24 protein-coding genes and 2 pseudogenes are annotated in these 26393 nt (G+C 58.9%); 7 read left to right on the forward strand and 19 right to left on the reverse strand.

Annotated elements, in window-relative coordinates:
• Positions 1–149 precede the first annotated feature (149 nt).
• The 11 genes and pseudogenes from GZ093_RS04830 to GZ093_RS04880 form a co-directional block, all read right to left on the reverse strand.
• On the reverse strand, positions 150–3284 hold the full coding sequence (locus tag GZ093_RS04830; RefSeq protein ID WP_296482861.1) for an efflux RND transporter permease subunit: 3135 nt from the start codon (positions 3282–3284) through the stop codon (positions 150–152).
• Between the two features lie 2 nt (positions 3285–3286).
• Positions 3287–4843, reverse strand: a complete 1557-nt coding sequence (locus GZ093_RS04835; RefSeq protein ID WP_296482863.1) for an efflux RND transporter periplasmic adaptor subunit — start codon at positions 4841–4843, stop codon at positions 3287–3289.
• Positions 4840–5100, reverse strand: a complete 261-nt coding sequence (locus GZ093_RS04840; RefSeq protein ID WP_296482865.1) for a hypothetical protein — start codon at positions 5098–5100, stop codon at positions 4840–4842. Before GZ093_RS04840 ends, GZ093_RS04835 begins: the two co-directional genes overlap by 4 nt.
• Complete coding sequence (locus GZ093_RS04845) at positions 5097–6368, reverse strand: TolC family protein (RefSeq protein ID WP_296482867.1); 1272 nt, start codon at positions 6366–6368, stop codon at positions 5097–5099. Before GZ093_RS04845 ends, GZ093_RS04840 begins: the two co-directional genes overlap by 4 nt.
• 8 nt (positions 6369–6376) lie before the next feature.
• Positions 6377–7033, reverse strand: a complete 657-nt coding sequence (locus GZ093_RS04850; RefSeq protein WP_296482868.1) for a thioredoxin domain-containing protein — start codon at positions 7031–7033, stop codon at positions 6377–6379.
• Positions 7030–7449, reverse strand: coding sequence for a disulfide bond formation protein B (locus GZ093_RS04855; RefSeq protein WP_296482869.1), 420 nt, complete (start codon positions 7447–7449; stop codon positions 7030–7032). The genes GZ093_RS04850 and GZ093_RS04855 overlap by 4 nt, the downstream gene beginning before the upstream one ends.
• Before the next feature lie 27 nt (positions 7450–7476).
• The gene (locus tag GZ093_RS04860) at positions 7477–7827 is read right to left on the reverse strand and encodes a copper-binding protein (protein ID WP_296482870.1); all 351 of its coding nucleotides are present in this window, start codon (positions 7825–7827) and stop codon (positions 7477–7479) included.
• A 71-nt stretch (positions 7828–7898) separates the two neighbouring features.
• Positions 7899–10325, reverse strand: a complete 2427-nt coding sequence (locus GZ093_RS04865; RefSeq protein WP_296482873.1) for a heavy metal translocating P-type ATPase — start codon at positions 10323–10325, stop codon at positions 7899–7901.
• 55 nt (positions 10326–10380) lie between these two features.
• Positions 10381–10499 (reverse strand): annotated as a pseudogene (locus tag GZ093_RS04870) (isoprenylcysteine carboxylmethyltransferase family protein); the annotation flags it as partial.
• Positions 10500–10551: 52 nt separating this feature from the next.
• Complete coding sequence (locus tag GZ093_RS04875) at positions 10552–10989, reverse strand: hypothetical protein (RefSeq protein ID WP_296482875.1); 438 nt, start codon at positions 10987–10989, stop codon at positions 10552–10554.
• A gap of 62 nt (positions 10990–11051) precedes the next feature.
• Entirely contained in the window at positions 11052–11252 is a 201-nt protein-coding gene (locus GZ093_RS04880; RefSeq protein WP_296482879.1) for a hypothetical protein, read from the reverse strand.
• A gap of 222 nt (positions 11253–11474) precedes the next feature.
• Here GZ093_RS04880 and GZ093_RS04885 point away from each other — a divergent pair, with 222 nt between their 5' ends.
• From GZ093_RS04885 to GZ093_RS04905, 5 genes are all read left to right on the forward strand, one after another.
• Complete coding sequence (locus GZ093_RS04885; RefSeq protein ID WP_296482882.1) at positions 11475–12158, forward strand: heavy metal response regulator transcription factor; 684 nt, start codon at positions 11475–11477, stop codon at positions 12156–12158.
• Positions 12155–13543 carry a heavy metal sensor histidine kinase gene (locus tag GZ093_RS04890; RefSeq protein WP_296482883.1) on the forward strand — a complete coding sequence of 463 codons (1389 nt, stop codon included), beginning with the start codon at positions 12155–12157 and terminating at the stop codon, positions 13541–13543. Before GZ093_RS04885 ends, GZ093_RS04890 begins: the two co-directional genes overlap by 4 nt.
• A gap of 163 nt (positions 13544–13706) precedes the next feature.
• On the forward strand, positions 13707–14081 hold the full coding sequence (locus GZ093_RS04895; protein WP_296482885.1) for a DUF4148 domain-containing protein: 375 nt from the start codon (positions 13707–13709) through the stop codon (positions 14079–14081).
• Between the two features lie 331 nt (positions 14082–14412).
• Complete coding sequence (locus tag GZ093_RS04900; RefSeq protein WP_296482888.1) at positions 14413–14748, forward strand: J domain-containing protein; 336 nt, start codon at positions 14413–14415, stop codon at positions 14746–14748.
• Between the two features lie 416 nt (positions 14749–15164).
• Positions 15165–15929 (forward strand): SDR family oxidoreductase, encoded by a 765-nt coding sequence (locus tag GZ093_RS04905; RefSeq protein WP_296482891.1) that lies wholly within the window; start codon positions 15165–15167, stop codon positions 15927–15929.
• A gap of 45 nt (positions 15930–15974) precedes the next feature.
• On the opposite strand, the gene GZ093_RS04910 is transcribed toward GZ093_RS04905, so the two are convergent.
• The 6 genes from GZ093_RS04910 to GZ093_RS04935 all read right to left on the reverse strand — a co-directional run bounded on the left by GZ093_RS04910 (position 15975) and on the right by GZ093_RS04935 (position 22408).
• Positions 15975–17267 (reverse strand): MFS transporter, encoded by a 1293-nt coding sequence (locus GZ093_RS04910; protein WP_296482892.1) that lies wholly within the window; start codon positions 17265–17267, stop codon positions 15975–15977.
• Entirely contained in the window at positions 17203–18093 is an 891-nt protein-coding gene (locus GZ093_RS04915; RefSeq protein ID WP_296482894.1) for an NAD(P)-dependent oxidoreductase, read from the reverse strand. Before GZ093_RS04915 ends, GZ093_RS04910 begins: the two co-directional genes overlap by 65 nt.
• Positions 18094–18153: 60 nt before the next feature.
• Positions 18154–18813: an aspartate/glutamate racemase family protein gene (locus GZ093_RS04920; RefSeq protein ID WP_296482896.1), complete on the reverse strand. Its 660-nt coding sequence runs from the start codon at positions 18811–18813 to the stop codon at positions 18154–18156.
• A gap of 31 nt (positions 18814–18844) precedes the next feature.
• Positions 18845–20350: a sugar ABC transporter ATP-binding protein gene (locus GZ093_RS04925; RefSeq protein ID WP_296482898.1), complete on the reverse strand. Its 1506-nt coding sequence runs from the start codon at positions 20348–20350 to the stop codon at positions 18845–18847.
• A gap of 50 nt (positions 20351–20400) precedes the next feature.
• Positions 20401–21348, reverse strand: coding sequence for a sugar-binding protein (locus tag GZ093_RS04930; RefSeq protein WP_296482900.1), 948 nt, complete (start codon positions 21346–21348; stop codon positions 20401–20403).
• A 91-nt stretch (positions 21349–21439) separates the two neighbouring features.
• Positions 21440–22408: an ABC transporter permease gene (locus GZ093_RS04935; RefSeq protein WP_296482903.1), complete on the reverse strand. Its 969-nt coding sequence runs from the start codon at positions 22406–22408 to the stop codon at positions 21440–21442.
• 214 nt (positions 22409–22622) lie between these two features.
• Here GZ093_RS04935 and GZ093_RS04940 point away from each other — a divergent pair.
• A pseudogene (locus tag GZ093_RS04940) lies at positions 22623–22763 on the forward strand (IS630 family transposase); the annotation flags it as partial.
• A 339-nt stretch (positions 22764–23102) separates the two neighbouring features.
• Here GZ093_RS04940 and GZ093_RS04945 read toward each other — a convergent pair.
• Entirely contained in the window at positions 23103–24269 is a 1167-nt protein-coding gene (locus tag GZ093_RS04945; protein WP_296482906.1) for a mandelate racemase/muconate lactonizing enzyme family protein, read from the reverse strand.
• Positions 24270–24381: 112 nt separating this feature from the next.
• Between GZ093_RS04945 and GZ093_RS04950 the strand changes: the two genes are divergently transcribed.
• Positions 24382–25278: a LysR family transcriptional regulator gene (locus GZ093_RS04950; protein WP_296482907.1), complete on the forward strand. Its 897-nt coding sequence runs from the start codon at positions 24382–24384 to the stop codon at positions 25276–25278.
• A 177-nt stretch (positions 25279–25455) separates the two neighbouring features.
• Here the strand turns inward: GZ093_RS04950 and GZ093_RS04955 are convergent, their stop codons facing one another.
• Positions 25456–26346, reverse strand: a complete 891-nt coding sequence (locus GZ093_RS04955) for a LysR family transcriptional regulator (protein ID WP_296482909.1) — start codon at positions 26344–26346, stop codon at positions 25456–25458.
• Between the last annotated feature and the right edge of the window lie 47 nt (positions 26347–26393).

The raw sequence follows: 26393 nt of genomic DNA on the forward strand, positions 1-26393 counted from the left end.
CGTTTGCCGCCGCTTTCGTTTACATCAATGCAATGAATACCGCCTATCAAAAAATAAATCCAATACCTCTTGATTTGGTGGGAAGTCCCTGTAGTGGGCTACAGCCTAATTTTGTCAATATTTTCATCGACAAAGGCGGCGAAAGGGTGTCAAACCTCCATCCCCCGCTTCAGCCGCCACTGCTTGACCAGCGCATAGATCGCCGGAATGACGGCCAGCGTCAGCACCGTGCTGGAGATCATGCCGCCGACCATCGGTGCGGCGATGCGGCTCATCACCTCGGAGCCGGTTCCTGTCCCCCACATGATCGGCAACAGCCCGGCCATGATGGCCACCACCGTCATCATCTTGGGCCGCACGCGCTCGACCGCGCCTTCCATCACCGCTGCGTACAGGTCGGCAACCGTAGGCGGACGATTGGCCAGGCGGCACTCATCCTTGATGTCCTGCCAGGCATGATCCAGATAGATCAGCATGATGACGCCGGTCTCGGCCGCCACGCCGGCCAGCGCAATAAAGCCGACCGCCACCGCTACCGATAGGTTGTAATTGAGCAGCCACATCAGCCAGATGCCGCCGACCAGGGCGAATGGCACTGAGAGCATCACGATCAGCGTCTCGGTGATGCGCCGGAAGTTCAGGTACAAGAGCAAAAAGATGGACAGCAGCGTGACCGGGATGACCACCTTCATTTTCTCGATGGCGCGTTCCATGTACTCAAACTGGCCGCTCCAGGTGACGTAATAGCCGCTCGGGAACGTCACCTGCTCTGCCACGGCCTTCTTCGCGTCGGCCACATAGCGGCCAATGTCGCGGTCACGGATATCGACGTAAATATAGGCCGACAGCAGCGCGTTCTCGGTGCGAATGCCGGGCGCGCCCTTGGCAACGATCACCTTGGCCACCTGGCCCAGCGGAATCATCGCACCCCCCATGGTGGGCACCAGCACCTGGTTTGCAATCTGCTGCGGGTCGCCGCGCATTTCACGCGGGTAGCGCACGGTCACGCCAAAGCGCTCGCGGCCCTCCACGGTGGTGGTCACCATTTCGCCGCCGAGTGCGGTGCCGACCACATCGAGCAGGTCGCCCACCGCCAGCCCGTAGCGCGCCAGCTGCTCGCGGTCGGGTTCGATGTTGAGATAGAAACCGCCGGTAATGCGTTCGGCAAAGGCGCTGGTGGTGCCAGGCACGGCTTTCACCACGGCCTCAATCTGCTTGGCCAGCTTCTCCATTTCATCGAGGTCGTTGCCAAACACCTTGATGCCGATCGGCGTGCGAATGCCGGTGGAGAGCATGTCGATGCGCGCCTTGATCGGCATGGTCCAGGAATTGGCCACACCTGGGAATTGCAGCGCCTTGTCCATCTCGGCAATCAGCTTGTCAATAGTCAAGCCCGCACGCCATTCGGATTCGGGCTTGAGGTTGATGACGGTCTCAAACATCTCGGTCGGGGCCGGGTCAGTCGCGGTGTTGGCGCGCCCGGCCTTGCCCCAAACAGATGACACTTCGGGGAAGCTCTTGATGATTTTGTTTTGCGTTTGCAGCAGCTCGGCGGCCTTGGTGATCGACATGCCGGGCAGCGACGCGGGCATGTAGAGCAGCGAGCCTTCGTTGAGCGTTGGCATGAACTCGGAGCCTAGCTTTGAAGCCGGGTAGTAGGAGACAGCAAGGGCCAGCAACGCCAGAAAAATCGTTAGCTTTTTCCAGCGCATCACGCCGGAGATGATGGGCCGATAGACCCAGATCAGAAAGCGGTTCACCGGGTTTTTGGATTCGGGCATGATCTTGCCGCGAATGAACAGCAGCATCAGCACCGGCACCAGGGTAATCGATAGCAATGCAGCGCTGGCCATCGAGAAGGTCTTGGTGTAGGCCAGTGGCGAGAACAGCCGCCCCTCTTGACCTTCGAGCGCGAATACGGGCAAAAATGACACCGTGATGATCAGCAGCGAGAAAAACAGCGCCGGTCCGACCTCTTTGCAGGCCTCCAGCATGGCTTCAAAGCGCTGGCTGGTACTGTGCTTTTCGGGCAGGCGCTCCAGGTGCTTGTGCGCGTTCTCGATCATCACAATCGCGGCATCGATCATGGCGCCAATCGCAATCGCAATGCCGCCCAGACTCATCAGGTTAGAACTCATGCCCAGCAGCCGCATGGCAATGAACGCCATCAAGATACCCACGGGCAACATCAAAATTGCCACCAAAGCGCTGCGCACATGCATCAGGAAGACGACGCACACCAGCGCCACGATGAGCGATTCCTCGATCAGCGTTCTCTTCAAGGTGTCGATGGCGCGGTTGATGAGCTCGGAGCGGTCATACACCGTCTGCACCGTCACGCCCTCGGGCAAGCCCGGGCCAATTTCTGCGATCTTGGCTTTTAAATTAGAGATCACTTCCAGCGCGTTTTCGCCATAGCGGGCCATGGCGATGCCCGAGACCACTTCACCTTCGCCATTGAGTTCGGTGATGCCGCGGCGCTCGTCCGGTGTCAGTTCGACCCGGGCGATATCGCGAATGAGCACCGGCGTGCCCATGTCGCTTTTGACGACCAGCATCTCGATGTCGCCCTTGCCCCGCAAGTAGCCTTTGCCGCGCACCATGTATTCGGTCTCGGCCATCTCCACCGCGCGCCCGCCGACGTCGCGGTTGGAGTCGCGAATCACTTGCGCCACCTTCATCAGCGGAATGTTGTAGGCGCGCAGCTTGACCGGGTCTACGGTCACCTGGTAGGTTTGCACAAAGCCGCCGACTGACGCCACTTCAGCGACGCCGTGTGCCTTGGTCAGCTGGTAGCGCACATACCAGTCCTGAATGCTGCGCAGCTCGGCCAGGGTCTTGTCCTTGGCCAGCAGGGCGTACTGGTAGACCCAGCCCACGCCCGTGGCGTCCGGGCCGATTTGCGGCGAAATTCCTTTGGGCATGCGCCCCGAGGCAAAGTTGAGGTACTCCAGCACGCGCGAGCGCGCCCAGTAGATGTCAGTGCCGTCCTCAAAAATGATGTAAACAAAGGACGCGCCAAAGAACGAGAAGCCGCGCACCACTTTGGATTTTGGCACCGACAGCATGGACGTGGTCAACGGGTAGGTGACCTGGTCCTCCACCACCTGTGGCGCCTGGCCGGGGTACTCGGTGTAGACGATGACCTGCACATCCGACAGATCCGGTAGCGCGTCAATCGGTGTGCGCAGCACGGCAAACACGCCGGCGACGACAACGAAAAGCGTGGCCAGCAGCACCAGAAAACGGTTGCGGCCTGACCAGTCAATAATTTTGGACAGCATGGTTACTTCTTGACGCTGGTGATCACCCATTCACCGGGCTGGCGCTCCACAAACTCGACCGTCACTTTGGCGCCCGGTTGAAGCTCGCTCAGCAGCGACGCATTGGCGGCTTTGAACTCCATCGTCATGGCTGGCCATTTGAGGCTGGCAATGGGGCCATGGCTCAGACTGACAGTGCCTGCCTTGGCGTCGACGCTGTCGACGGTGCCCACCGCCTGATGGCTTGCCGCCTTCGGTGCAGGCGCCTCGGGCGTGCTTGTTGCTGCCGCGCTGGCGGGTTCTGCAGGCGCGGCGCTGGCAAAGCCGCCCACCGCTGCCTTTAAATTGCTCTCGGCATCAATCAGGAAGTTGGCTGCAACGACCACAGGCTCGCCATCTTTCACGCCATCGAGAATCTCAACATAGTTGTCACTGCGCGCACCGAGTTTGACTTCACGCGGCTCGAAGCGGCCAGCCCCTTTTTCGATCAAGACAATCTGTCGTGTGCCGCTGTCAATCACCGCTGACACCGGCACCGTTACGACTTGGCCTTTGGCCGCGACCTGCATTTCCATCTGGGCAAACATGCCCGGCTTGAGCAGCAAACCGGGGTTGGCCAACTCGACGCGCACCGGCACGGTTCGCGTCTCGGCCTTGAGCGTCGGGTAAACATAAGTCACCTTGCCCGTAAACACTTTGCCAGGGTAGGCGTTGATCTGGACTTGCGCCTGGGCGCCGGTCTTGACCAGGCCAAGGTCTTGTTCAAACACGTCCGCAACGACCCATATATGGGACAGGTCCGCAACTTGATAGAGCATTTCACCGGGCATGAAGCGCATGCCTTGCACCGCCTTTTTCTCCATCACGATACCCGCCACGGGGGATCGGAACGTGAGTGTGCGCTGCGTCGTGCCGGACTGAGTCAAGGACTTGATCTGCTGCTCCGAGATGTCCCAGTTCTTCAGGCGCGCCAGGCTGGACTTGGCCAGCTGTTGCATCCCGGACTGGGCCTGGCTGCTGGCGTCTTTGAGCGCGGCCACCCCTTGCATCGCAACAGCGTATTCGCGCTGGGCAGAGACCAGCTCCGGGCTATAGACCTCGAACAAAGGCTGACCCTTGGCGACCGGCTGGCCGGTGACATTGGCGTGCAGGCGCTCGACATAGCCCTCGAACTTGGGCGCGATGGTGTACAGGCGGCGCTCATCGGGCTCGACACGGCCAGCTGCGCGCACCGATTTGTCAAGGGTTCGCAACTGGGCAGCTTCCACGCGAACGCCCAATTTTTGCACTTTCTCGGTGCTGATCCTGACCTGGTTGGCAGGCGCCTCCTCCTCGTCTGCCCCGCCCGCATAGACCGCGATGTAGTCCATTCCCATCGGGTCTTTTTTTGGCGTGGGCGATGTGTCAGGCAAGCCCATGGGGTTGCGGTAGTAAAGGACTTTCTTGGCGGCGCCCGCCGTCGCTTCGGTGTCGGCCTGCGGCTGCACTACAGAGCCTTTGTGGCCCATCCAGTAGCCGCCACCTGCGGCCAGCACGGCAACAGCGACCACACCCGCGAACATTCCAGTGCTCTTGTTCATTGCTTTTCATCCGAATAGACCGGGATGTAGTCCATCCCCATTGAATCTTTTTTCGGCGTGGCGGAGGTGTCAGAGCCGCCCATCGGATTGCGGTAATGAAGTAGCTTTCTTTGGGCGCTGTCGCCATCCGGCATCGGCATGCTGCCCTGAACCTGGACCTGGACCGCATTCTCGACGGGGCTTTGTCCTCGGTCGCAGCCCGTGGTCAACACGGTCGCTGCGATCAACCAACCGGCCATTTGGAACCTGGTTCTCATAAGTCTTCTCCTAATAATTTTTCAATTTCCGCCAAACGCATTTGCGCTTCAAACTGCGCTTTAAGCTGGCTCTGTCTGGCTTGACGAATCTGACGCTGGGCGTCGAGCAGGGCGGCAAAGTCAAGCTTGCCGTTCTCATAGCTGGCTAGGGCGGAACTGAAGCTCAGGTCCGCCTGCGGCAGCAGGCTGCTGGTGGCCAGCGCCCCGGTGCGTCGCGCAGCCTCCATGCCGGCGAGGTTTTGCGCGAGTTCAGCCAGCACCTGGTTGGCGGCAGCCTCTTTGCGCGCATGGGCCGCCGATACCATGGCCTCTGCTTCTCGCTCCATCGCGCGCCGGGAATTTTGCTGCAGCGGAATATTGACTTCGAGCATCAGACTCCACTCCTTGATGCGACTGTCGACTTGCGTCGGGGAAATCGCTAGCGTGAAATCGGGGTAGCGGTTTTTGTAGCTCAAGTCCCGGCTTTTCTCGGCTGCCTGGATGCGCGCCTCTTCGCTGAACAGCTGCGGATTGCGGCTGCGCACGCGCTGTTCCAGCTTGGCGGTGTCGAGCAGGGCGGCAGCGGGTGTCATGCGCAGACCGTTCGGGCGCGCCAGTGGTGCTTGAGCAGGCCGCGCCAGAAGCGCATTGAGCCGCGCATCAACTTGCAGGCGTTCACTTTCGATCATCACCAACTCATTGCGCATATTGGTCTGCTCGACCTGAGACCGGATTACGTCTTGCTGGGCCGCCAACCCGCCGGCATAGCGGCTTTGCGCCACCTGCTCAAGTTGCGCCATCAAATCGAGAATCTCCTGCGTCAATTTTTCGTTGCCATGGAGGTAATAGCGCTGGGCCTGCGCTGTCTTGATTCGCGCTGCCAATTCAGACCACGCACCCAGCGCCTTTCCTTCGCTGCTCTGGGCTTCAAATTGCGCGATGTCGCGCTTGAGCTCGCGTTTGCCAAACCACGGAAGGTCCTGCATCAGGGTGTATTTGGTGCTGCCGACATCACTGGGCCACAGCGTTGGGCTTTGCTCCCCCATTTTGGTGATGTCCATCCACTCGATGCGAAATTTGGGGTCCATCAAGGCGCCCGCAGGCTCGACACGTTCAGCCGCGGCCTGCGCCTCAAAACGCATGCTGGCGTAATCAGGGTTGTTCGCCTTGGCTACGGAAAGCAGGCCTTCGACGCTGGCCCCAGGCATTTCTTCGCTGGTTTGGGCCGCGATGGGCGCGCCCAGAGCCAGCAGCGCGGCGAGCACGCCGGTCTGTAGCGGGTATGACATGGCGTGGCCTACTTCGGGTTGGTGGTTAGCAGCGCGTCACCGACCAGGCTTCGCAACTGGTCAAAGCCGAAGCTGGGCAGCGGCTTGCCGTTGACGAAGTATTCAGGCGTCATGGTGACGTTCATGGTTTTGGCATCAAGCAGATCGCGCGCAATCATGGCGGCCACTTCAGGGGCGTTGGCGTCGGTTTGCAGCCTGGCCATGTCCAGCCCCAGGGGCGCCAGAACGGGCCCGATCAACTCGGCTTGTGCGACGTGGTTTTGAACCCAGACATTTTGCGAGGCAAACAGCGCCTCCAGCGCCGGCTCAAACTTGCCTTGCTTGCGCGAGGCTTCCAGGGCCTTGACCACGGCTTCTGAGCCCTGATGAAAAGGGGCATAGCGCAAGGTCAGGCGAATCTTGCCGGGGTGCTCCGCCATCAGCGCCTTGACCATTGGGTAGAAGTCGCGGCAGGTGCCGCAGGCCGGGTCAAAGAACTCGACGATATGCACCGGGGCATTGGCGTCGCCGAAGCTGGGCGCGTCTGGGCGTACCAGTGCGACCTGATTTTTCGCTGCCAGCTGTGCGGCCTGCTCGGTCTGTTGCTTCTTGTAAAAATAGGCGCCAGTGACAAAGGCGACGACGAGCAAGACTGCAGCGACGATAAAGATGCTTTTTTGTTTCATTTGGATGTCTTGAGGTAAGCGGTGATCAGCAAAATGTTAATCATCAGGAATGCGAGAAAGGAAAGCAGCGGAATGGTGACAAAGCCCAGCCACTCGACCTGCACGGTGGAGCAGGGAATGCCTTGCCGGCACGGCGTCAACGTCTCGGGGATGAACCCTGCGGTCAGCAGCAGCTGAAAGCCCGCCACCAGCAAGCCGCCCACGGCCAAAGGCAGGGCGTAGCGCACCACTTTCGGGTCGAAGGGAAAGAGTCCGACTGCGAGAATGAAAACCAGCGGGAACATGAAGATGCGCTGGTACCAGCACAGCTCGCAGGGTGCAAAACCCATGATTTCGCTCATGAACAAGGCGCCCAGCGTGGCTGCGGCGGCGAGCAGCCAGGCAGAAAATACAAACGCCCAGGGAGATGTTTTCATGTGAACGCGTCTGCTTAACGCAAGGTCTTACTTGGCTGGCTCAAAGTGCGACACGGTCATGCCGTCTGCGGGGTCGGTGGCAAAAAGAATCTTCTGCCCAACTTTCAAGGTGTCGAGCCAGGCAGCGTCCTTGACCTTATAGGCCATGGTCATGGGCGGCATGCCGTTGGGCAGCGCACCGTGCGTCAGAGTGACGGTTCCCTTGGCTGTATCAATTTTTTTCACGTTGCCCTCACCCATGGCGGTAGCCGCTGCCTTCGGGGCAGAAGTGGCTGCCGGACTGCCATGCATGTTGTGCTCGGTTTGGGCAATGCCCGGCGTAGCTAAAGTGCCAGTGACCAATGCAATGATCGATGCAAGGTGGAGTCGGGTGGACATTGAGTGATCCTTGGGTAAATGGAATGCCCCTATTTTGCCCACCGGGCTTCGACAAGAAGCTGACCTGAAAATTACATTTTTGTCATGTTCGGATTGACCGGCTCTGCGCCAACGGTCAGCCGACTGCGAAGCAGGCGCAACGCGTTGCCAATCACGGACACCGAGCTGAAGCTCATGGCCAGAGCGGCGATCAGCGGCGACAAAAGCCAGCCGGTCAGCGGATACAGAACGCCGGCCGCAATTGGAATACCCAGTGCGTTGTAGAGGAACGCGAACATCAGGTTTTGCTTCATGTTGACCACCGTGTCCTGCGACAACGAACGCGCAATCGCAATGCCGCGCAAGTCGCCCTTGACCAGGGTCAACTGCGCGCTGTTCATGGCCACGTCCGTGCCGGTTCCCATGGCGATGCCGACATCTGCCTTGGCCAGCGCGGGGGCGTCGTTGATGCCGTCGCCTGCCATGGCAACGATTCGGCCTTCTTTTTGCAATTTTTCCACCAGCATCAGCTTGTCCGCAGGCTTGACCTCCCCATACACCTCGTCGATTCCCAGGCGAGCCCCCACAGCCTTGGCCGTCGTCAAACCATCTCCCGTGGCCATGATGATGCGAAGGCCCGCCGCCTTGAGCGTGGCCAGCGCTTCGGGCGTGCTGGCCTTGACTGGATCCGACACGGCCAGCAGCCCTGCCAATTGGCCGTCGACTGCCAGGTGCATCACGCTGGCGCCTGCGGCCCGCAGGCCCTCGGCCTCAGACACCAAGGCCGTGACAGAGACCTTCAGCTGCTGCATCAGCGTGGTATTGCCCAGCGCGAGTTCGCGTCCGCCGACCTGTCCGCGCACACCAATACCTGAGCCCGATTCGAAGTTCTCCGGCTTATCCAGCGCCATGCCGCGCTCCCGGGCGGCGCGCACGATGGTCTCGGCGAGCGGGTGTTCGCTGCCCTGGTCCAGGCTGGCGGCCAGGCGCAGCACGTCGTCAGCCTCAAACCCGGTCGCGGGGACGGCGCGCTCAAACGTCGGGCGGCCCTCGGTCAGGGTGCCGGTCTTGTCAATGATGAGCGTGTCGATCTTGCGCAGGTTCTCGATCGCCGCCGCATCGCGAAACAACACACCCTGGGTGGCGCCGCGACCAGTGGCGACCATGATGGACATCGGCGTGGCCAGGCCCAGGGCACACGGGCAGGCAATGATCAGCACCGCCACCGCGTTGATCAGGCCGAATACCCAGCTTGGCTCGGGCCCGAAAAATCCCCAGCCAAAAAAAGTCAGCGCGGCAATGGCCACGACGGTCATGACAAAGTAACCCGCCACCAGATCGGCCATGCGCTGCATAGGGGCCCTTGATCGCTGTGCCTGCGCAACCATTTGCACGATCTGCGCGAGCACCGTGGATGAGCCCACTTTTTCAGAACGCATGACCAGGGCGCCGCTGGTGTTGAGCGTGGCGCCTATCACTTTATCCCCCACGCGCTTGCTCACCGGCATGGGTTCACCCGTGAGCATGGACTCATCGACCGAACTGCTGCCCTCGACCACCACGCCATCGACTGGCACTTTTTCTCCCGGCCGGATACGCAACTGGTCATCGATATGGACATGGCTCAGTGGCACATCCTCCTCGCTCCCATCAGGCCGGATGCGCCGGGCAGTCTTGGGCGCCAGGCCGAGCAAGGACTTGATGGCAGCGCCGGTTTGCGAGCGGGCTTTGAGCTCCAGCACCTGACCCAGCAGGGTGAGCGAGATGATCACAGCCGCCGCCTCAAAATACACCGCCACGCGACCCATGGAGATGAACGAGGCCGGAAACACCCGCGGCGCGACAGTCGCCACCACGCTGTAGACGAAAGCGGCGCCGGTGCCCAGACCAATCAAGGTCCACATATTGGGGCTGCGATTTATCACCGACTGCCAGCCGCGGGTGAAGAACGGCCAGCCAGCCCAGAGCACGATGGGCGTTGCCAGCACCAGTTCCACCCAACTCTGCACGGCCATCGTCTGCAGTGGATGGACATGGCCGAACATGGCGAGCACGAAGACGACAGCCGTCAGCGGCAAGGTCCACCAGAAGCGGTGCTGAAAGTTGCGCAACTCCGGGTTCTCGTCATCCTCAAGACTGGGCAGCTCCGGCTCCAGCGTCATGCCGCACTTGGGGCAGTTGCCGGGATGGTCCTGGCGCACCTCTGGATGCATCGGGCAGGTGTAGACCGTAGCGTCGGCCGGTGAATGTGACTTCGGTTCCAACGACTCCGGCGATGGCGATGCGGCCACGGATGGAACTGGCGGCAGGTAAGGCTTCGGATCTGCGGCGAATTTGCTCTGGCACTTGGCGCTGCAGAAGTAGAACGTACGCCCATCGTGCGCAAGCTGGTGCGGTGACTGCGCGCTCACCGTCATGCCGCAAACCGGGTCTTTCAGTGGCGGCGTAACACCAGCGCCTGGTCCCGATTCTGCAAGCCGATGTTGGGGCGAATCGGTAGGGCGATCGGGATGGTTCATGTTTCTTCTCAGACTTTAAGCAATGACTCAGCGCCGCGGTTGTCATTCAGACCGTCTGCGCATCGTAAAGAGCCTTCCATGCGCTGGCCAGCAGATAAAAGCCGAAGCCAAGAACGACGTAGCTGGCAATGTGCAGAGGGTAAAGTGCGTATCACCCTTTTCATCCAGTGGCGACTGCTTCGGGTGATTGATGGACGTCTACGCCACATCAAGCTGCCCCGTCAAGCTACTTGGCCATTGGCATGGCAGCAGACTCCCGATCCATCATCATTTGCATCATCATCTGCATCATCTCCATGCGCTTGGCCATCATCTTGTGGTGCGCACCCATGTCGCCAGTCATGCCCGGCATGTTCGGCATGGCCTTCATGTCGCCCATGCCAGCGCTGGACATATCACCCATCATTGCCATGCCGTCCTGCATTGCTTTCATGTGCTCGGCCATCAGCTTGCTGCGCTCTTGCGGCGTCTTGGCGCTGACCATTTTGTCGTGCATGGCCTGCATGGTCTTCATCTGCGCGTCCATCTTGGCCATGTGGTCGGGGGTCGCCATGCCGCTGGCAGATGCGGTGCCCAGGGGGGTCGTCGGCGCTGTGTTGCAGGCCGCCAGCAAGGCGGCGGTGGTGAGGACAGCGGCCAGTGGAATAAATCGAAAATGGGTCATGACAGACTCCTGGTTAGCTTGATTAACACCGCGAACGGCGAGGGAAATTCGATGCAATGGCGTCACTTTCCGCCCCGCTTGATGATCCATACCACAAGCACGACAACGACAAGCAGCAAGACCGGCATTCCGATGCCGCCGTAGCCGCCCATCCACCCAGTGCCCCACATGCTGCCATTCATCATGGTGCCGTTCTGCGCCAACGTGACACCGGTGGTGAACAGGGCCAGTGCACCAACTGCCGAAGTAAACAAGTTTTTCATTAGTCTTTCCTGTAAAACATGGAGCGTTCAATCTAAGTTGGCGTCCTGCAGATGTCTGTTCGGTAGCACGCGCAACATGGCGTCAACACAGATGAAGGGGGTCTTGTCTAGCGTGTGTTGCTCATGACAGTGTGCAAATCTGTTCCCATCAGCGAGCTGACAGCCAGATTACATTCCTGTTATCTGGCGTGTGCTGACGCGCAGGCAGCGCAAAATGTCGTCATGAAAATTCTCATCGTCGAAGACGAACCAAAAACCGGTGACTATCTCAAACAGGGCTTGGTCGAGTCGGGTTTCGTTGTCGATCTGATACGCAACGGCACCGACGGCCTGCATCACGCGCTCACAGAAGACTACGACCTGGCCATTCTCGACGTGATGTTGCCTGGCTTAGACGGCTGGGCGATTTTGGCGGGCATCCGCAAAGCCGGCAAGGACACCCCTGTTTTGTTCTTGAGCGCGCGCGACCACGTCGATGACCGCGTCAAGGGTTTGGAGCTTGGCGCCGACGACTATCTGGTCAAGCCATTTGCTTTTTCAGAGTTGCTGGCGCGTGTGCGCACCTTATTGCGCCGCGGCAGCAAGGCGTCTACCGCCGAATTTTTGCGCGCCGCCGACCTGGAAATTGACCTCATGCGCCGCCGTGTCACGCGCGCTGGAAAACGCGTCGATCTCACGGCCAAAGAATTTGCCTTGTTGGAGTTGCTGCTGCGCCGCCAGGGCGAGGTTTTGCCGCGTTCCTTGATCGCCTCCCACGTATGGGATATGAATTTTGACAGCGACACCAACGTGATCGAGGTCGCCATGCGTCGCTTGCGCGCCAAGGTGGATGACGAGTTTGAACCCAAGCTCATTCGTACCGTGCGCGGCATGGGTTATGTGCTGGAGAACCCCAATTGCGCTTGAGCGGAAAGACGTCGATCACGCGCCGTTTGACGCTGCTGTTTGTCACAGCCTCATCGGTCGTGTTGCTGGCACTGGGCTTCGTCGTCGCTTCCTCGGTGGAGCAGCACTTTGAGCAGCAGGACATGGAGGTTTTGACTGGCAAGATGGAACTGGCCCGGTATGCCTTGCAGACCTACAAGTCGCAGGACGATCTGGCGCGAATTTCACGCGTGATCAGCGATTCCCTGGTCGGACACCATGGACTTGAATTGATCATTTACGGCACTGATCACGAACTGATGTTCACCACGCCCAAGCCGCATTTCCCGTTTGACCTGATGGCAACCCAGGCTGCCAATAGTCCGTATCGCCCCATGACCTGGGAATTGGGTGGCCAAAGCTACCGCGGCATCGCTGCCGAGCTGCCCTCCGGCATCAGCGCGCATTCCAAGGTGGTGGTCGCGGTCGCCCTGGACATCGCCCACCACCAGGCATTCATGCGCTCCTTTCTGCAAACGCTATGGGTATTTGTAGCAGGCGCCGCCGTGCTGACCGGTGTGCTCGGGTGGGTCGCGGCACGGCGCGGCCTGGCGCCGCTGCGTGCCATGCGTGAGCAGACGCTTGTGGTCACGGCGCAGCAATTGAGCCATCGCCTGCCGGTAGAGTCGGTGCCGCTAGAGCTGGCCGAACTGGCGCAATCCTTGAATGACATGCTGGCCCGGCTTGAAGAAGCGTTTCGGCGCCTGTCAGAATTTTCGTCCGACATCGCGCATGAGTTGCGCACGCCGGTGAGCAATTTGATGACGCAAACGCAGGTCGCCCTGTCGCGCGCGCGCGGCGCTGATGAGTACCGCGGCATTCTGGAGTCGAATGCTGAAGAATTCGAGCGCATGGCCCGCATGATCGCAGACATGCTGTTGCTCGCCAAAGCCGAAAACGGTCTGGTGGTGCCGAGCCGACAGGTCGTCCATCTGGCAGCAGAGGTTCAGACATTGTTTGACTACTACGATGCGGTGGCTGAAGAAAAGCAGCTGCAGCTCAGGCTTGAAGGCGACGGCGCGGTAAGCGCAGACCGGCTGATGTTGCGCCGGGCACTGGGCAACCTGCTCTCTAACGCTGTGCGCCATTCGACCGTGAATACGACCATCCAGGTCAATATCAGGTCGAGCGCGGACGCCATCTCGATTGCGATGAAAAATACCGGCGACACCATTCCAGCGGAGTATTTGGATCGCGTCTTTGACCGTTTCTTCCGGGTTGATCCATCGCGACAACGTTCAAGCGAAGGCACCGGGCTGGGCTTGGCCATCACCAAGTCAATCGTGCTGGCCCACGCGGGAACAATTGCTGCAGGTTCCGCAGACGGTGTTACGACGTTCAGCATCTCCCTGCCACGTGTCGCCTGATACGAATTACTTACCACTTTGTAATTTGCCAGTCATCTCCTGGTCGGTGTCAACTTTTTATAGTTCACCCATATCGCAATGTCGCGATAGAAGCTGGACAAGACGGTACACGATGACGACCGACCTGCCCGGAATTGTTTAACAAGCTTTGAAAGGAATCATCATGAAAAACAGATTTGCCACCATTGCCCTGATCCTCGCCTCTGGCCTGATCGCCGGTACCCCAGCCCTGGCCGAATACTCCCGCACCGATGACAACATCGGGTTTGGGAATTTTTCGAACCAGCAAATTGGATCAAGCGTCACCCGCGAGCAAGTCACAGCCGAACTCATGCGCGCGCACCGTACCGGTGAGCACCAGAGTGTTCGAATGATGGGCCGGGATGACGACGGGGAGATTCAAGCGTCCAGCCCAGAACCATCGAGCGTCACGCGCAAGCAAGTCACAGCCGAACTCATGCGCGCGCACCGTACCGGTGAGCACCAGAGTGTTCGAATGATGGGCCGGGATGACGACGGAACTCTACCCAAGCTTTAATCGGGTGTCACGACGATGACGCAGGAATCCGTCAGCGAAGGCACGCAGTAAATGGTGGCGCCTCGGCGCCTTTACCCTGAAATCCCGCCCTGGTGGCGGGATTTTTTCTCTGACAGCGACTGCAGATTAACAGTCGATGGGTTCAGGGTCAAGCCGAACGATGCAGGCGCCTGAATTGACGCTGCCAACATTGCCCGGGATTCACCTGGACTTTTGCTGGCGAAGAGGAAAATCAAGCACCAGCCACTGCGTCTTTGATAAGGCGCAAATGCCGCCAGCCAACAGGTGTGACGATGGGGCAAGTTGACGCCTGCATAGCTCAGGACTACCGATGAAACCTGAAGCCACACTGTACGAGATACTCGAAGTCAGTCCACACGCCAGCGCCCAGGTCATCCGGGCGGCGTACCGCTGCCTGGCCCAAAGCAACCATCCCGACAAAAACTGTGGCAGCGAGGCCGCCAGTGAGCGGCAGGTGCAGATCAACTTCGCCTATGGCGTTCTGTCGGATGCGCGCAAGCGTCGGCGGTATGACCAGCGCATGGGCACGCAGCAGGTGTCTGACATTGAGCGTCGTGGCACCGACATGGCGGCGCCAGCACACTCGAAGGCCATGAATGACGCGCCACCGGTATCGCGGGCCTTCGCCTTTCGCCCGTTCAAATAGGACGCCGGTAGGCGCTTGCCATCCGGGCTCAGTTGGCTTCGTTGAAGCTGCTCCGCAAATGCGGCAAGTACTGGGGCCTGTAGCCAAAATTCCCAGCCGTGGCGGCATCAAGAAACCTGCCACCTTTGGCCGCAATGGCCTGGGCCATGCGCCGGGTGGAGTCGGGCAGCGAGGTCGAGCAGTCCGTCACTTCATCTGAGAGGTAAGGACAGTCTGCGATGGATCTGCAGAGGCTCCGCATAAAAAGTGAAACATTCATCATACAAATGCATTGCGTGTCCGTGCTGTTGTCTTTGAATATTTGACTGAATTCACTTAAAATTTAGCCGGTCACCGTACTAGACTAAATCTACAGGGCCGTCCAACCGCACTCCCGGCGTTTCGATAGATGGCCTTCGACAGTAAAGGAATACCCCATGACAGTTTTTGCCCAATACCCCAGCCTGGCTGACCGGACGGTGCTCATCACAGGAGGCGCCACCAGCATTGGTGCCTGCCTTGTCGAGCAATTCACCGCCCAAGGCGCGAAGGTCGGCTTCATCGACATCGACACCGCGGCAGGATCGACGCTGGCAAGCGCACTGGCCGGAGCGCGGCACGCCCCGCTGTTTGTACATGCTGACTTGACAGACATTGCTGCGTTGGAGAGCGCCATCGACAAGGTGCGCCAGCACTTTGGCCCCATTAACGCACTGCTGAACAATGCTGCCAACGATCGCCGTCACACCATTGAGGAGACCACCTCAGAGTCGTGGGATGCAGGCATCGCCGTGAACCTGAAGCATCAGTTCTTTGCTGCTCGCAACGTCGCGCCCGACATGCGCAAGGCCGGTGGCGGAAGCATCGTGAATTTCGGCTCCCTTAGCTGGATGCTCAAACAGGGGGGCATGCCCGTTTACACAACATCCAAATCTGCCGTGCAGGGACTGACGCGCAGCCTCGCGCGCGATTTCGGCCCCTTCAACATCCGGGTCAACACACTGGTGCCGGGTTGGGTGATGACCGAAAAGCAGCTGCGTCTCTGGGTCGATGACACAGCTCGCGCTGATATCGCGCGTGGCCAGTGCATCAACCAGCCGGTATTGGCAGAGCACATTGCCCGGATGGCGCTTTTTCTGGTGGCAGACGACAGCGCCATGTGCACGGCACAGAATTTTGTGGTCGATGGCGGTTGGGTGTGACAGGGCGAAGCCTTGTCCCCGCCTGCGTTGAATCGGGCGGCCACCTCAGCCGTGCCGACCTGGTTCCTGCCTTGCCGCCCGAACTGGGCGAGTAGCCCGATCGTCTGTGCTGGTTCCGAGTGCGCCCATGATGGGCAAAACGCGGCGTGCAAGCACGGCGAGGGCCGCCGCAAACAAGGCGACAAGGCACAGCGCTACCGGTAAGGTGGCGACCTGCGCCACTGCACCGATCATGGGTGGGCCTAATAGAAAGCCAAGATAGCCCAAACCGGCGACGCCGGAGATGCCATGCGCGGGCGAGATGCCGGGCACCCGCGATGCGCATGAAAAGAGCACCGGCACGACGTTCGAGATGCCAAGTCCCACCAACGCGAAACCTGCGAGCGCCGCCGCAGGATGGCCGATCAGCAAGACCGCCAGCATCGCGATTGCGGCCAGCGTACCACCGACACTCAGCAGGGTTTCGGCACCCCATCGCGCACGAGCACGGTCACCCGCGAAGCGGCCGATCGCCATCGCCACCGAGAACGACGCGTAGGCCAGAGCCGCCAGGGCTTGCGGCGACGCCAGGCTCTCGCGCAGGTAGAGCACACTCCAGTCGTACATGGCGCCCTCGGCCACCAAGCCGAGGGCGGCCATGGCGCCGAGCAGGATGATGACACCGTGGGGCCGCATGAAACTGTGGCCCGCTTCTTCGGTGGTGCGCGCGCGGTCCGGCAGCATCGAGGGAACGACGGCAATGGTCAGGGCGGCCGCACCCACGGCGACCCACAGCGTATGCGTGGTCGCTGCGACGCCTGCAACCGCGAGCAAGCTCGCCAGCGCCGCGCCAGCGAGCCCACCCAAACTGAAAAAGCCATGACAGCTCGACATAATCGGCCGTCCATAGGCGGCCTCGACCTCTACGGCATGCGCATTCATGGCGACATCGAACAGGCTGTTTGCTACACCGAAAACGAACAGACCCATAACGCCTGCCCAGTAGCTGGGCAGCTGCAAAACGGCGCCGATCGCTGCGGCGGTCATGAGACCGGAAACTGCACAGACGGCCCGGGCGCCGAAGCGGCCGATGAGCGCACCGGCCCCAAGAACGGCGACGAGCGCGCCGACCCCGGCCGCCAGCATCGCCAACGCCACTTCGACCTCGCTCAGGCTATGCAGGCGTTTGAAAGTCGGTACGTGCACGCCCCAGGTCGCAAACGCCAGCCCATTGAGGAAAAAGTGGACATTGGTTGCCTGGCGGGCTGATCGGGGGACTGAACGGGACACTCGGTCACTTGACGTGACTGCGCCAGTTGTACTCTTGCTTGAAGTCCAGCAAGCGCTTGATTTTTTCATTGCTCAGCAGGGTCTCGAACTCGCCGAGTGTCTTTTTGACCGGCACCGTCGGATAGAAACGCTTGAGCAGCTCCGCTGTCGGCAGGTCGGACGAGACATCGTCGGCCGCAACGTTCATCACCTGGAAGCCCAGGCCGTCCTTGTCCACACCCAAGCGCGCTGCGGTGGCCAGGTCGCGGGCGTCGATGTAGCTCCAGGTGATGCGTCGGCGAAAGCCCGGGTCCTTGAAATACTCGGGAAACTTCGCGTAGTCCACGGGATCGATCACATTGCCGATGCGCAGGCAGTAGATATCCGACCCGGTTCGGGCATGGAATGCCTTGGCCGTGGCCTCGTTGATCACCTTGGACATTGCGTAGCTGTCCATCGGATCAACAGGGTATTCTTCATCTAGCGGTAGGTACTCGGGCATGCGGTAGTTGTCGGCGAAGACAATGCCGTAGGTCGTTTCGCTGGAGGCGATGATGACCTTCTTGATCCCGTACTTCGACGCCGCATCCAGCACGTTGTAGGTGCTCATGACGTTGGTGCGAAAGACCTCGTTGTCCGGATAGGTCATGATCCGCGGAATCGCTGCGAAGTGGATGATCGCATCGATGGGCGCCGGTTTGATGGTTTCGCTGAACTCGTGCCGCACCGTCGTGCTGCAGAGCGCGTTGAAGACCTGACCCGCATCGGTCAGGTCGGTGATAAGTGTGCGGGCTGTAGAGTTTTGCAGGACCGTGCGGTCCAGGTTGAGTACCTGATGCCCGTGGTCGAGCAGCTCCTTGACGACCCATTTGCCAGCCATGCCGCTGCCGCCGGTGACGATGATATTTTTTTTCATTGCATTTCCGTTAATGGTGAGTGTGTTGCTTGTCTGGATTGAAATTATTCGGTGGCTGTCTCAGTGCCGGCTGGCCAAGGCGTCACGCACTGCCTCGACGCCGCTTTGCGGCGAGGACAGGACGGGTACCTTCAAGTCGGTGAGTGAAGGAATCAGCCGAGCCATCGACACCTGTGCCAGTACGATGACATCAACTTTGTCGGCCAGGGACTCAATCGTGCGCTTGACGATCTCGTCATGCAGCTCGGACTTGCCATCCAGTAGCGCCTGGAAGCCACCTTCGGCCAATGCCTCGGTCACCTCGATGGATTTCCCGGCAGCCGCGGCCTTCGCCTTGATCAAGCGAACCGTCGGTTCGAGCGTTGTCTTGACTGTCGCGACCACGCCGATCCTCGGCCCCGACGCAACAGCACGCTCGGCCATGGTATCGTCGATTTTGATGATGGGGATCGAGATGGCCGCACGGGCAGCGCTGGCCGCCTCGCCGACCGACGAGCAGGCATTGAGCAGCGCGACGGCGCCCATCTGCTGCCCCAGTTGCATATAGGAAAAGATGCGCCCTGTCACAGCCTCGGTGAGATGGCCTGCCGCGATGACATCGTTGAGCAGGCTGTCATCCATGATGTTGATGACGCGCACGTCGGGCAATATCTGCTGAAACTGCTGCTTGATCGGCTGTATGGTGGCAGGCCCGGTGTGGACGACGACGACGGTTCTCATTGAAAGCTCCTTGTGAATGAAATAAAAAGAATCAAGCGGCCGCGGCTTCCATCACCACGTGCTGGGTGGCTTGCTGCCGCGACAGCTTGGCAGTGATGGCGCCCTCGCGCAAGACGATCACGCGATCGCTGATCGCGAGGATTTCCGGTAAGTCTGACGACACCACGATGACGGCCATACCGCGTGATGCCAGCTCCTGCAGGAGCCGGTGTACATCGGCTTTTGCCGCAATGTCGATGCCGCGCGTGGGCTCGTCAACAATGAGTACCTTCGGCGAGCGTGCGACCCATTTGGCAATGACGACTTTCTGCTGGTTGCCGCCGCTGAGGTTGCCAACTGTCTTTTCGACCGACGGTGTCTTGATGCCGAGCCGCTTGACGAACTTCTGGCATCCGACGGTCTCTGCCAAGCGGCTGATGAAGCGCAGCGTAGAGTAACTCTCCAGGTGCGTCAGGCTGAAGTTTTCACGAATATTCATCCCCAGCACCAGCCCACCCGACTTGCGGTCCTCGGTGACGAAACCGAGTCCGTAATCGATCGCCACGCGCGGGCTGTCGATAGCAACCGGCTGGCCGCCAAGCTCGATGGAGCCGTGGTATGGCCGCAGGCCGAAAACCATCTCCATGAGTTCGGTGCGTCCGGCACCGACCAGTCCGAAAAATCCGAGGATCTCACCTTCGTGAACGCTGAAACTGCAGTCGCGCACAGCTACTGTGTGCGCCGTCCTGTGCTTGAGTGTCAGGCCCTTGGCCTCCAGCGCGACCTTCTGTGTCGCGTGGCACTGATAGTCGCCATAGAGATCACTTTGTTCGCGGTCCACCATCATCTTGACCAAGCGCGCGCGGTCAAGCTGCTCGACCGGCAAGGTGTCGACGCAGGCGCCATCGCGCAGGACCGTCACACGGTCGGCGAGATCAAAGATCTCCTCAAGCCGATGTGTGATGTAGATGATGCCGATGCCTTCGGACCTGAGCTTGCGGATGGTCTCCCTCAGCACCGTAGCCTCGTGATGGCTGAGGGACGCGGTCGGCTCGTCCATGATGACGATCTTCGAGTGATTCGAAATCGCTTTGGCGATCTCGACCATCTGTTTTTGACCAATGCTGAGATCGCCGACGAGCGTGCCGGGATCGAGATGCATATCGAGCGATTCCAGCAGCACTCGCGTGGCGGCCTGCATCGCGCGCCTGTCGAGGAAACCCAGCCGGTTCGATATTTCCTTGCTGAGGAAGATGTTCTCGGCGATGGTCAGGTTATCGACGACCGACAGTTCCTGGTAAATGATGCATACGCCGAGTTGCCGCGCATGGGCCGTGCCAGTCAAGTGCGGCACCAAGACGCCGTTGATCCAAATCTCTCCTCCCGCATCGGGCTGATAGACACCCGTCATGATTTTCATGAGGGTACTTTTTCCGGCGCCATTCTCACCTGCAATGGCAAGCACCTCACCGCGGGCAATGTGCAGGCTTACCCGATTCAATGCCTTCACACCAGCGAAGGTCTTTGAAATATCCTTGACTTGCAGATAAGGCAACACACGCAGCTCCGTAAGAGGCGGGCCCGATCACGGGCCCGGTTCAAATTATGTTACTTGGTATAGGAGCCGAGGTTGTCGTTGGTGACCACGTTCACCCCCGTGTCGACGTCCTTCGGAGCTGTCTCTTTGCCGGTGATCTGATCGACCAGGTGCTCGACGGCAAGCTTGCCCATTGTGACGGGGCGCTGGACCATGATGCCCTGGATGTAGCCCTCCTTCACACCCTTGATGGTGTCAGGCAGGTCATCGAATGCGAAGACTTTGACAGTCCCTTTCTTGCTGCCAAACTCTTTGGTAGCCATGACCTTGGACACTGCCGGACCGCCGACCTGGCTCACCCCGAAGATCCCCTTGAGCGCCGGATGTCCGCGGAAGAGGGACTCGGTTGTTGAAACCGCCTTCGCCAGATCATCCTCCGTGCCTTCGGTCGCCACGACCTTGATCTTTGGGTACTTGGACAGCGACTTCTTGATGCCGGTGATACGCTCGTTGAGGTTCGCAGCGCCGAGCTGTCCGGTGAGAATGGCCACTTCACCTTCGCCACCGATGGCCTTGGCCATTGACTCGCCCATGGTCTCGCCCGCGGCCGAATTGATGGTGCCGATGTACATCGAACGACCGCTCTTGGACGAATCCGAGTCGAACGTCACGACTTTGATGCCGCTGGCGACAGCCTTTTTGATCGCAGCCTCGACCGACTTCGGTTCGTTGACCGAGATGGCGATGCCGTCCACCTTCTTGGAGATCAGGTCTTCGAGGATGCGCACCTGAGTTGAACCCTGTGTATTCTGTGGCACGACCCATTGGTACTGCACGCCGAGCTTATCGGCAGCGGCCTTGGCGCCATTGTTGCAGTCGTCGAAGAATGGCACCGCAACCTTCGGGATGACCGCGATCCTGATATCTTTGAGGTCCTTCGCGCTGGCATTCATTTGAACGGCCAAGCTCAGGGGTATAGCCAACAGCGCAAACTGGAACAGTGGTAGTAATTGTTTCATGATGTCTCTTTTCGTGTGCAAGTTAAAGATTGGTGCTTTGGAAGCATGAATTTACGTTCGCTTGGGTGAGGTTTCGGGTCGTTTTGCCGAATTACCGCTCCTTTCTGGCGTTACGCCACACGTCGATACTTACGGCGATCAGGATGACGGCACCCGTGATGGCCTGCTGTGCATAGGTATTGATGTTCATCAGGACTACGCCGTTGGCGATGATCCCGGTGAGCGCGGCGCCGAGGATGGCGCCCATCACGCTGCCCACACCGCCCGCCAGGCTCGCGCCGCCGATAGCTGCTGCGGCGATGACGTCGAGCTCCACGCCAAAACCGGATGCGGGCTCGGCCGACAGATAGCGCGAGAAGGCCACAATGCCGGCCAGCGCAGATATCGTGCCCGACAGCGTGTAAACCGTGAGTTTGATGCGCGAGGTGTTGACGCCGCTCAGCCACGCGGCCTGCTCGTTGCCGCCGGTCGCATATACATGGCGGCCAAAGGTGGTGAACGTCATGATCACCGAAAAGATGAGCGCGAGCACCAGCATGATGATCACTGGCGCAGGCACGCTGCCGATATATCCCTGGCCGATCATGCTGAAAATCTCGGGGGTCTCGGGAGTCGCCGGAACGCCCTTGGTCACAATGTACATCAGCCCCCGGCCGATGCTCAAGGTGCCCAGCGTCGCGATGAACGGGGGTAGTCGCCCTACGGTGACAAGCAAACCGTTCGTCAAGCCAAAAAGGAAGCCGACGCCCAAGCCGCACGACACACTAACCACGGTCGAAAACCCGTTCTGAAAGGCCAGGGCGGTGACGAGCCCGGACAATCCCATCACGGATCCTACGGAGAGGTCAATGCCGCCAGTGATGATCACCATCACCATGCCGATGGACATGATGGCCGTCAGTGAAAACGAACGGAAGACGCCCATCAGATTGTCCGTTGTCAGGAAGTAGGGCGTCACCAGGGCGATGCCGACACTCACCAGAACAAGCGCAAGAAGTACGCTCACCTCCTTGGCGCGGAATATGCCAAGCAAAGTTCGCCCCAGCGAGTGCGCCGTCATTCGGTTCGGCTGAGTTATTCCAACGTCCACTTTGTCTCCTAATAGTTTGTGCAAGGCACTCGAAAAATCAAAAGAGTTCTGCCCTAAATTCAACAACAGTTTTTCATCGCGTTTCTTGATCGACTCAATTCATTGAGTGCCAGATTTGTTTTTTAGTAGGATGGTTATCATACAAATAATGGGTGAACTCAATATAGGTATTTACCCGACACCGGGGGTAGCACGTTCGCCTTTGAAGGCCGGGGAGAAGCTGCAATACGGCGTCGATGAACAACTGCAAAATATCGCAAATGACAGCGCATTGGTGAAGTCATTCTTTCGACATCCTTCAGTCTCCTATATTTCTGACTTATGAGTAACTGGAGCCCAGTTTAAAGCTTAGGCATTAGAGTCTGGGGCGCGACAAATTCGTTATCAATGCCCGCTTTTGGTCGGTAGCAACACGGTAGTTCCCCATCCAGACTACAACGCTCAGAGGCCGACGTTTTGCATGCTTGATTTGATCAAATGAGGATGGACAAGCCCATGCCGATGGTGAATATCCGGCACATAGGTTTGAGAGTCAATAAGCGAGGCCGCTTTAGACAACTGGACGTGGCGCGTCGCGAATGCCCCGGTATGGCCGGAGTGACTTTTAGTAATTTTCTTGCATAAGCCATCGCACTGCTGCCTCGCATCAGTGCGATCAGCGTGGTTAAGCTGCGATCTTGCGCATTTCCACGATGAGATCGGACTTGCTCTCGAATCCAATCCCTGGAAGCGCTGGCAGGGTCAGATAGCCATTCTCCACCTTGGCCCCGTCCGGGAAGCCACCGTAGGGTTGGAACAAATCCGGATACGACTCATTGCCACCGAGTCCCAGCCCGGCAGCGATGTTCAGGGACATCTGATGCCCACCGTGCGGGATGCAGCGGCTGGCCAACCAGCCGTGCTCCTTGAGCATGTCCAGTGTGCGAAGGTATTCCACCAGGCCGTAACTCAGGGCACAGTCAAACTGTAGCCAGTCGCGGTCCGGGCGCATGCCACCGTAGCGGATCAGGTTGCGGGCGTCCTGCATGGAAAACAGGTTTTCGCCAGTGGCCATTGGATTCTTGTAATAGTTGCGCAGTGTGGCTTGCAACTCGAAGTCCAGCGGATCGCCCGGCTCTTCGTACCAGAACAGGTCGTACTGGGACAGTGCCTTGGCGTACTGGATCGCGGTATCCAGATCGAAGCGGCCATTGGCATCGACGGCCAGCTTCTGGCCATCCTGCAGCACGCTGAGGATGGAGTCGATGCGGCGCAGGTCTTCGTCCAGGGATGCGCCGCCAATCTTCTTCTTGACCACGGTGTAGCCGCGGTCAATGTAACTGCGCATCTCGTCCTTGAGCTTGTTGTGGTCCTGGCCGGGGTAGTAATAACCGCCCGCCGCGTAGACAAAGATTTTTTGGTTGGCCTGGCCGTTGCCGTAGCGCTCTGCCAGCAACTGGAATAGAGGCTTTCCCTCGATCTTTGCGACAGCGTCCCAGATCGCCATGTCGATGGTGCCAATGGCCACCGAGCGCTCTCCGTGCCCACCGGGTTTCTCGTTGGTGAACATGCAGTTCCATATCTTGTGGGGATCGAGGTTGTTGCCAGAGTCATTCATCAGGCTTTCTGGATTGGCTTCCAAAATACGGGGGATAAAGCGTTCGCGCATCAAGGTGCCCTGACCATAACGGCCATTGGAATTAAAGCCATAGCCAATGACGGGCTTACCATCGCGGATCACATCGGTAATGACGGCCACGACGCTGAGCGTCATCTTGCTAAAGTCGATGTAGGCGTTGCGGATGGGCGAACTGATCGGTAAAGTCTTCTCGCGAATTTCAACTATTTTCATTGAGGCGTCTCCGGTAAGGTTGGAAGTGGACAATTAAGCTTCTGGAGCGTGAGAATAAGTTCTGCATCCCTTTTTGTGTTTCAGCACCACCTAACTTCATTCTTAAGTTATTTTGAAAACTGCCAGCTTTTCGGAACTCGAATTCTTTGTGCTGCTGATACGCCATGGCAGCCTTTCTGCTGCGGCAAGGGCCTTGGACATCAGCCCGCCAGCGGCCACCATGCGGCTCGCCGCCATGGAAAAGCGATTGGGCGTGCGGCTGGTGAACCGTAGTACCCGCAAGATCAGCATGACCAGCGAGGGGGAGACCTACCTGCAACATGCAACGCGTTTGGTGGCCGAGTTGGAGGCCCTCGATGAGATTGTTTTGGGAGGTGGTCAGGCACCCCGTGGACTGCTGCGCGTCAACGCGTCGCTGGGATTTGGTCGCACGGTCATTGCGCCTCTGGCGTCTACGTTTACAGCCCGCCACCCCGAGGTCGAAGTTCAGCTGGAGGTCACAGATCGCCCGATTGATCTGATTGACAAGGGATTTGATCTGGCCATTCGCTTTGGAGAACTGCCGGATAACAGGATCAATGCCAGGCGCATCATGTCCAACCGAAGGTTCATGTGTGCGTCACCGGCATATCTCGAAAAGCACGGTGTACCAACCACCTTGAATGACCTCTCCAGCCATCGGTGCATTGTCCATCGTCAGAACGATGATGCCTATGGTGTTTGGCGCTTTCTGATCGATGGGCGCACCGAGATTGTGAAGGTACATGGCGCAATGTCCAGCAACGATGGAGACATTGTGTTGGGCTGGGCGCTTGATGGACAGGGAATTGTGATCCGCTCCGAATGGGATTTGGCCAAGTACCTGGAGAGTGGACGACTACGGCGTGTGCTTCGTGAGTTTGCGCTGCCCAGCGCCGACCTGTACGTCTATTACCCAAGCAAACAGAATTTGGCGGCACGATCCAGAGCTTTCATCAATTATTTGGTGAAGCAACTGGCGACTGATTGAAAGATCGACTGGATTTGGCTCTTTTGGTTCCACACCGGGCACTCGCAGTGCCCGGTGTGGTCTGTTCCATGGATACGGGTTGATGGCTCGGACGGCAACAACCATATCACTCAGAATAGATCGGCAAACGTATTGAGCAATTATGGATTTTTTGCGGGTACAGCCTGCGAGACGGGTTCATTTTTGCGCTAGTCGTCGTGCCAGAAAGTCCACGAAAGTCTTCACTTTTGCAGACAGGTGCCTCCTGATCGGATACACGGCGTAAATGTCTGCAGGTGGGAGTTGCCAATCCGTCAGTACCTGCACCAATTGGCCCTTTTCAACGCTAGGGGCAGCATGCCACTCGGAACGCAAAAGGATTCCCAAGCCTGCCAACGCCCATGCAAAAGCTACTTCACCATCATTGGTGCTCACGATGCCACGGACCTTGACCGTTTCTTGTGAAGAACCCATGTGCATGTGCCAAGTGCCGAAGGCCGCTTCGTCCTGGCGGATCACGATGCAGCGATGGAGTTGCAGATCGCGCGGGGCCTTCGGGATTCCAAAACGTTTCAGGTAGGACGGTGCGGCATAGAGAAAGCGTTGATTGTCTGCCAGTTTTCTGGCCGTGATGCGGGCGTCCGGCAACTCTCCAAACCGTATGCAGACGTCGTAGCCATCATCGATCAAGTTTACAGGCCGGTCGCTCAGGTGTAATTGCACTTCCACATCGGGGTACTGTTCTACGAACGCTTGAATTGCCGGGCCAATGTATTGGCGGCCGAAACCGAAAGTCGCATTGACTCGAAGCAATCCGCGCGGGTCTTCACTGCCACCTGCAACCAAACGCTCCAGGTCCTCGATGTCGTCGAGAATTCGTTTCCCTTCCGCCAGATACAGTTCTCCTTCCTGCGTGACAGACATGCGCCGCGTGGTGCGATTGATCAGGCGAATGCCTAGGCGTCGTTCGATGGAGGCCAGTCGGCGCGTCACGGATGAGGGTGTAACACCCATCTCCCGTGCCGTTGTAGCCATGTTTCCCTGTTGAACCAGAAGTGCAAAGAAAGCCAGATCCGAAATAGAGTTCATTGTTGCGTTGAATGCAATACTTAATTGACTATGTAGGTATTGTAGAT

It is taken from the genome of Rhodoferax sp., assembly GCF_010365055.1.
Classification (GTDB): domain Bacteria; phylum Pseudomonadota; class Gammaproteobacteria; order Burkholderiales; family Burkholderiaceae_C; genus Rhodoferax.

Excerpts from the sequence above, each read along its gene's own strand:
- GZ093_RS04830 (WP_296482861.1), bottom strand. The coding sequence starts at position 3,284 with ATGCTGTCCAAAATTATTGACTGGTCAGGCCGCAACCGTTTTCTGGTG.
- GZ093_RS04860 (WP_296482870.1), bottom strand. The coding sequence starts at position 7,827 with ATGTCCACCCGACTCCACCTTGCATCGATCATTGCATTGGTCACTGGC.
- GZ093_RS04905 (WP_296482891.1), top strand. The coding sequence starts at position 15,165 with ATGACAGTTTTTGCCCAATACCCCAGCCTGGCTGACCGGACGGTGCTC.
- GZ093_RS04900 (WP_296482888.1), top strand. The coding sequence starts at position 14,413 with ATGAAACCTGAAGCCACACTGTACGAGATACTCGAAGTCAGTCCACAC.
- GZ093_RS04935 (WP_296482903.1), bottom strand. The coding sequence starts at position 22,408 with ATGACGGCGCACTCGCTGGGGCGAACTTTGCTTGGCATATTCCGCGCC.
- GZ093_RS04855 (WP_296482869.1), bottom strand. The coding sequence starts at position 7,449 with ATGAAAACATCTCCCTGGGCGTTTGTATTTTCTGCCTGGCTGCTCGCC.
- GZ093_RS04865 (WP_296482873.1), bottom strand. The coding sequence starts at position 10,325 with ATGAACCATCCCGATCGCCCTACCGATTCGCCCCAACATCGGCTTGCA.
- GZ093_RS04850 (WP_296482868.1), bottom strand. The coding sequence starts at position 7,033 with ATGAAACAAAAAAGCATCTTTATCGTCGCTGCAGTCTTGCTCGTCGTC.
- GZ093_RS04835 (WP_296482863.1), bottom strand. The coding sequence starts at position 4,843 with ATGAACAAGAGCACTGGAATGTTCGCGGGTGTGGTCGCTGTTGCCGTG.
- GZ093_RS04920 (WP_296482896.1), bottom strand. The coding sequence starts at position 18,813 with ATGAGAACCGTCGTCGTCGTCCACACCGGGCCTGCCACCATACAGCCG.
- GZ093_RS04895 (WP_296482885.1), top strand. The coding sequence starts at position 13,707 with ATGAAAAACAGATTTGCCACCATTGCCCTGATCCTCGCCTCTGGCCTG.
- GZ093_RS04915 (WP_296482894.1), bottom strand. The coding sequence starts at position 18,093 with ATGAAAAAAAATATCATCGTCACCGGCGGCAGCGGCATGGCTGGCAAA.
- GZ093_RS04910 (WP_296482892.1), bottom strand. The coding sequence starts at position 17,267 with ATGAAAAAATCAAGCGCTTGCTGGACTTCAAGCAAGAGTACAACTGGC.
- GZ093_RS04945 (WP_296482906.1), bottom strand. The coding sequence starts at position 24,269 with ATGAAAATAGTTGAAATTCGCGAGAAGACTTTACCGATCAGTTCGCCC.
- GZ093_RS04840 (WP_296482865.1), bottom strand. The coding sequence starts at position 5,100 with ATGAGAACCAGGTTCCAAATGGCCGGTTGGTTGATCGCAGCGACCGTG.
- GZ093_RS04885 (WP_296482882.1), top strand. The coding sequence starts at position 11,475 with ATGAAAATTCTCATCGTCGAAGACGAACCAAAAACCGGTGACTATCTC.
- GZ093_RS04955 (WP_296482909.1), bottom strand. The coding sequence starts at position 26,346 with ATGAACTCTATTTCGGATCTGGCTTTCTTTGCACTTCTGGTTCAACAG.
- GZ093_RS04875 (WP_296482875.1), bottom strand. The coding sequence starts at position 10,989 with ATGACCCATTTTCGATTTATTCCACTGGCCGCTGTCCTCACCACCGCC.
- GZ093_RS04930 (WP_296482900.1), bottom strand. The coding sequence starts at position 21,348 with ATGAAACAATTACTACCACTGTTCCAGTTTGCGCTGTTGGCTATACCC.
- GZ093_RS04880 (WP_296482879.1), bottom strand. The coding sequence starts at position 11,252 with ATGAAAAACTTGTTTACTTCGGCAGTTGGTGCACTGGCCCTGTTCACC.
- GZ093_RS04845 (WP_296482867.1), bottom strand. The coding sequence starts at position 6,368 with ATGTCATACCCGCTACAGACCGGCGTGCTCGCCGCGCTGCTGGCTCTG.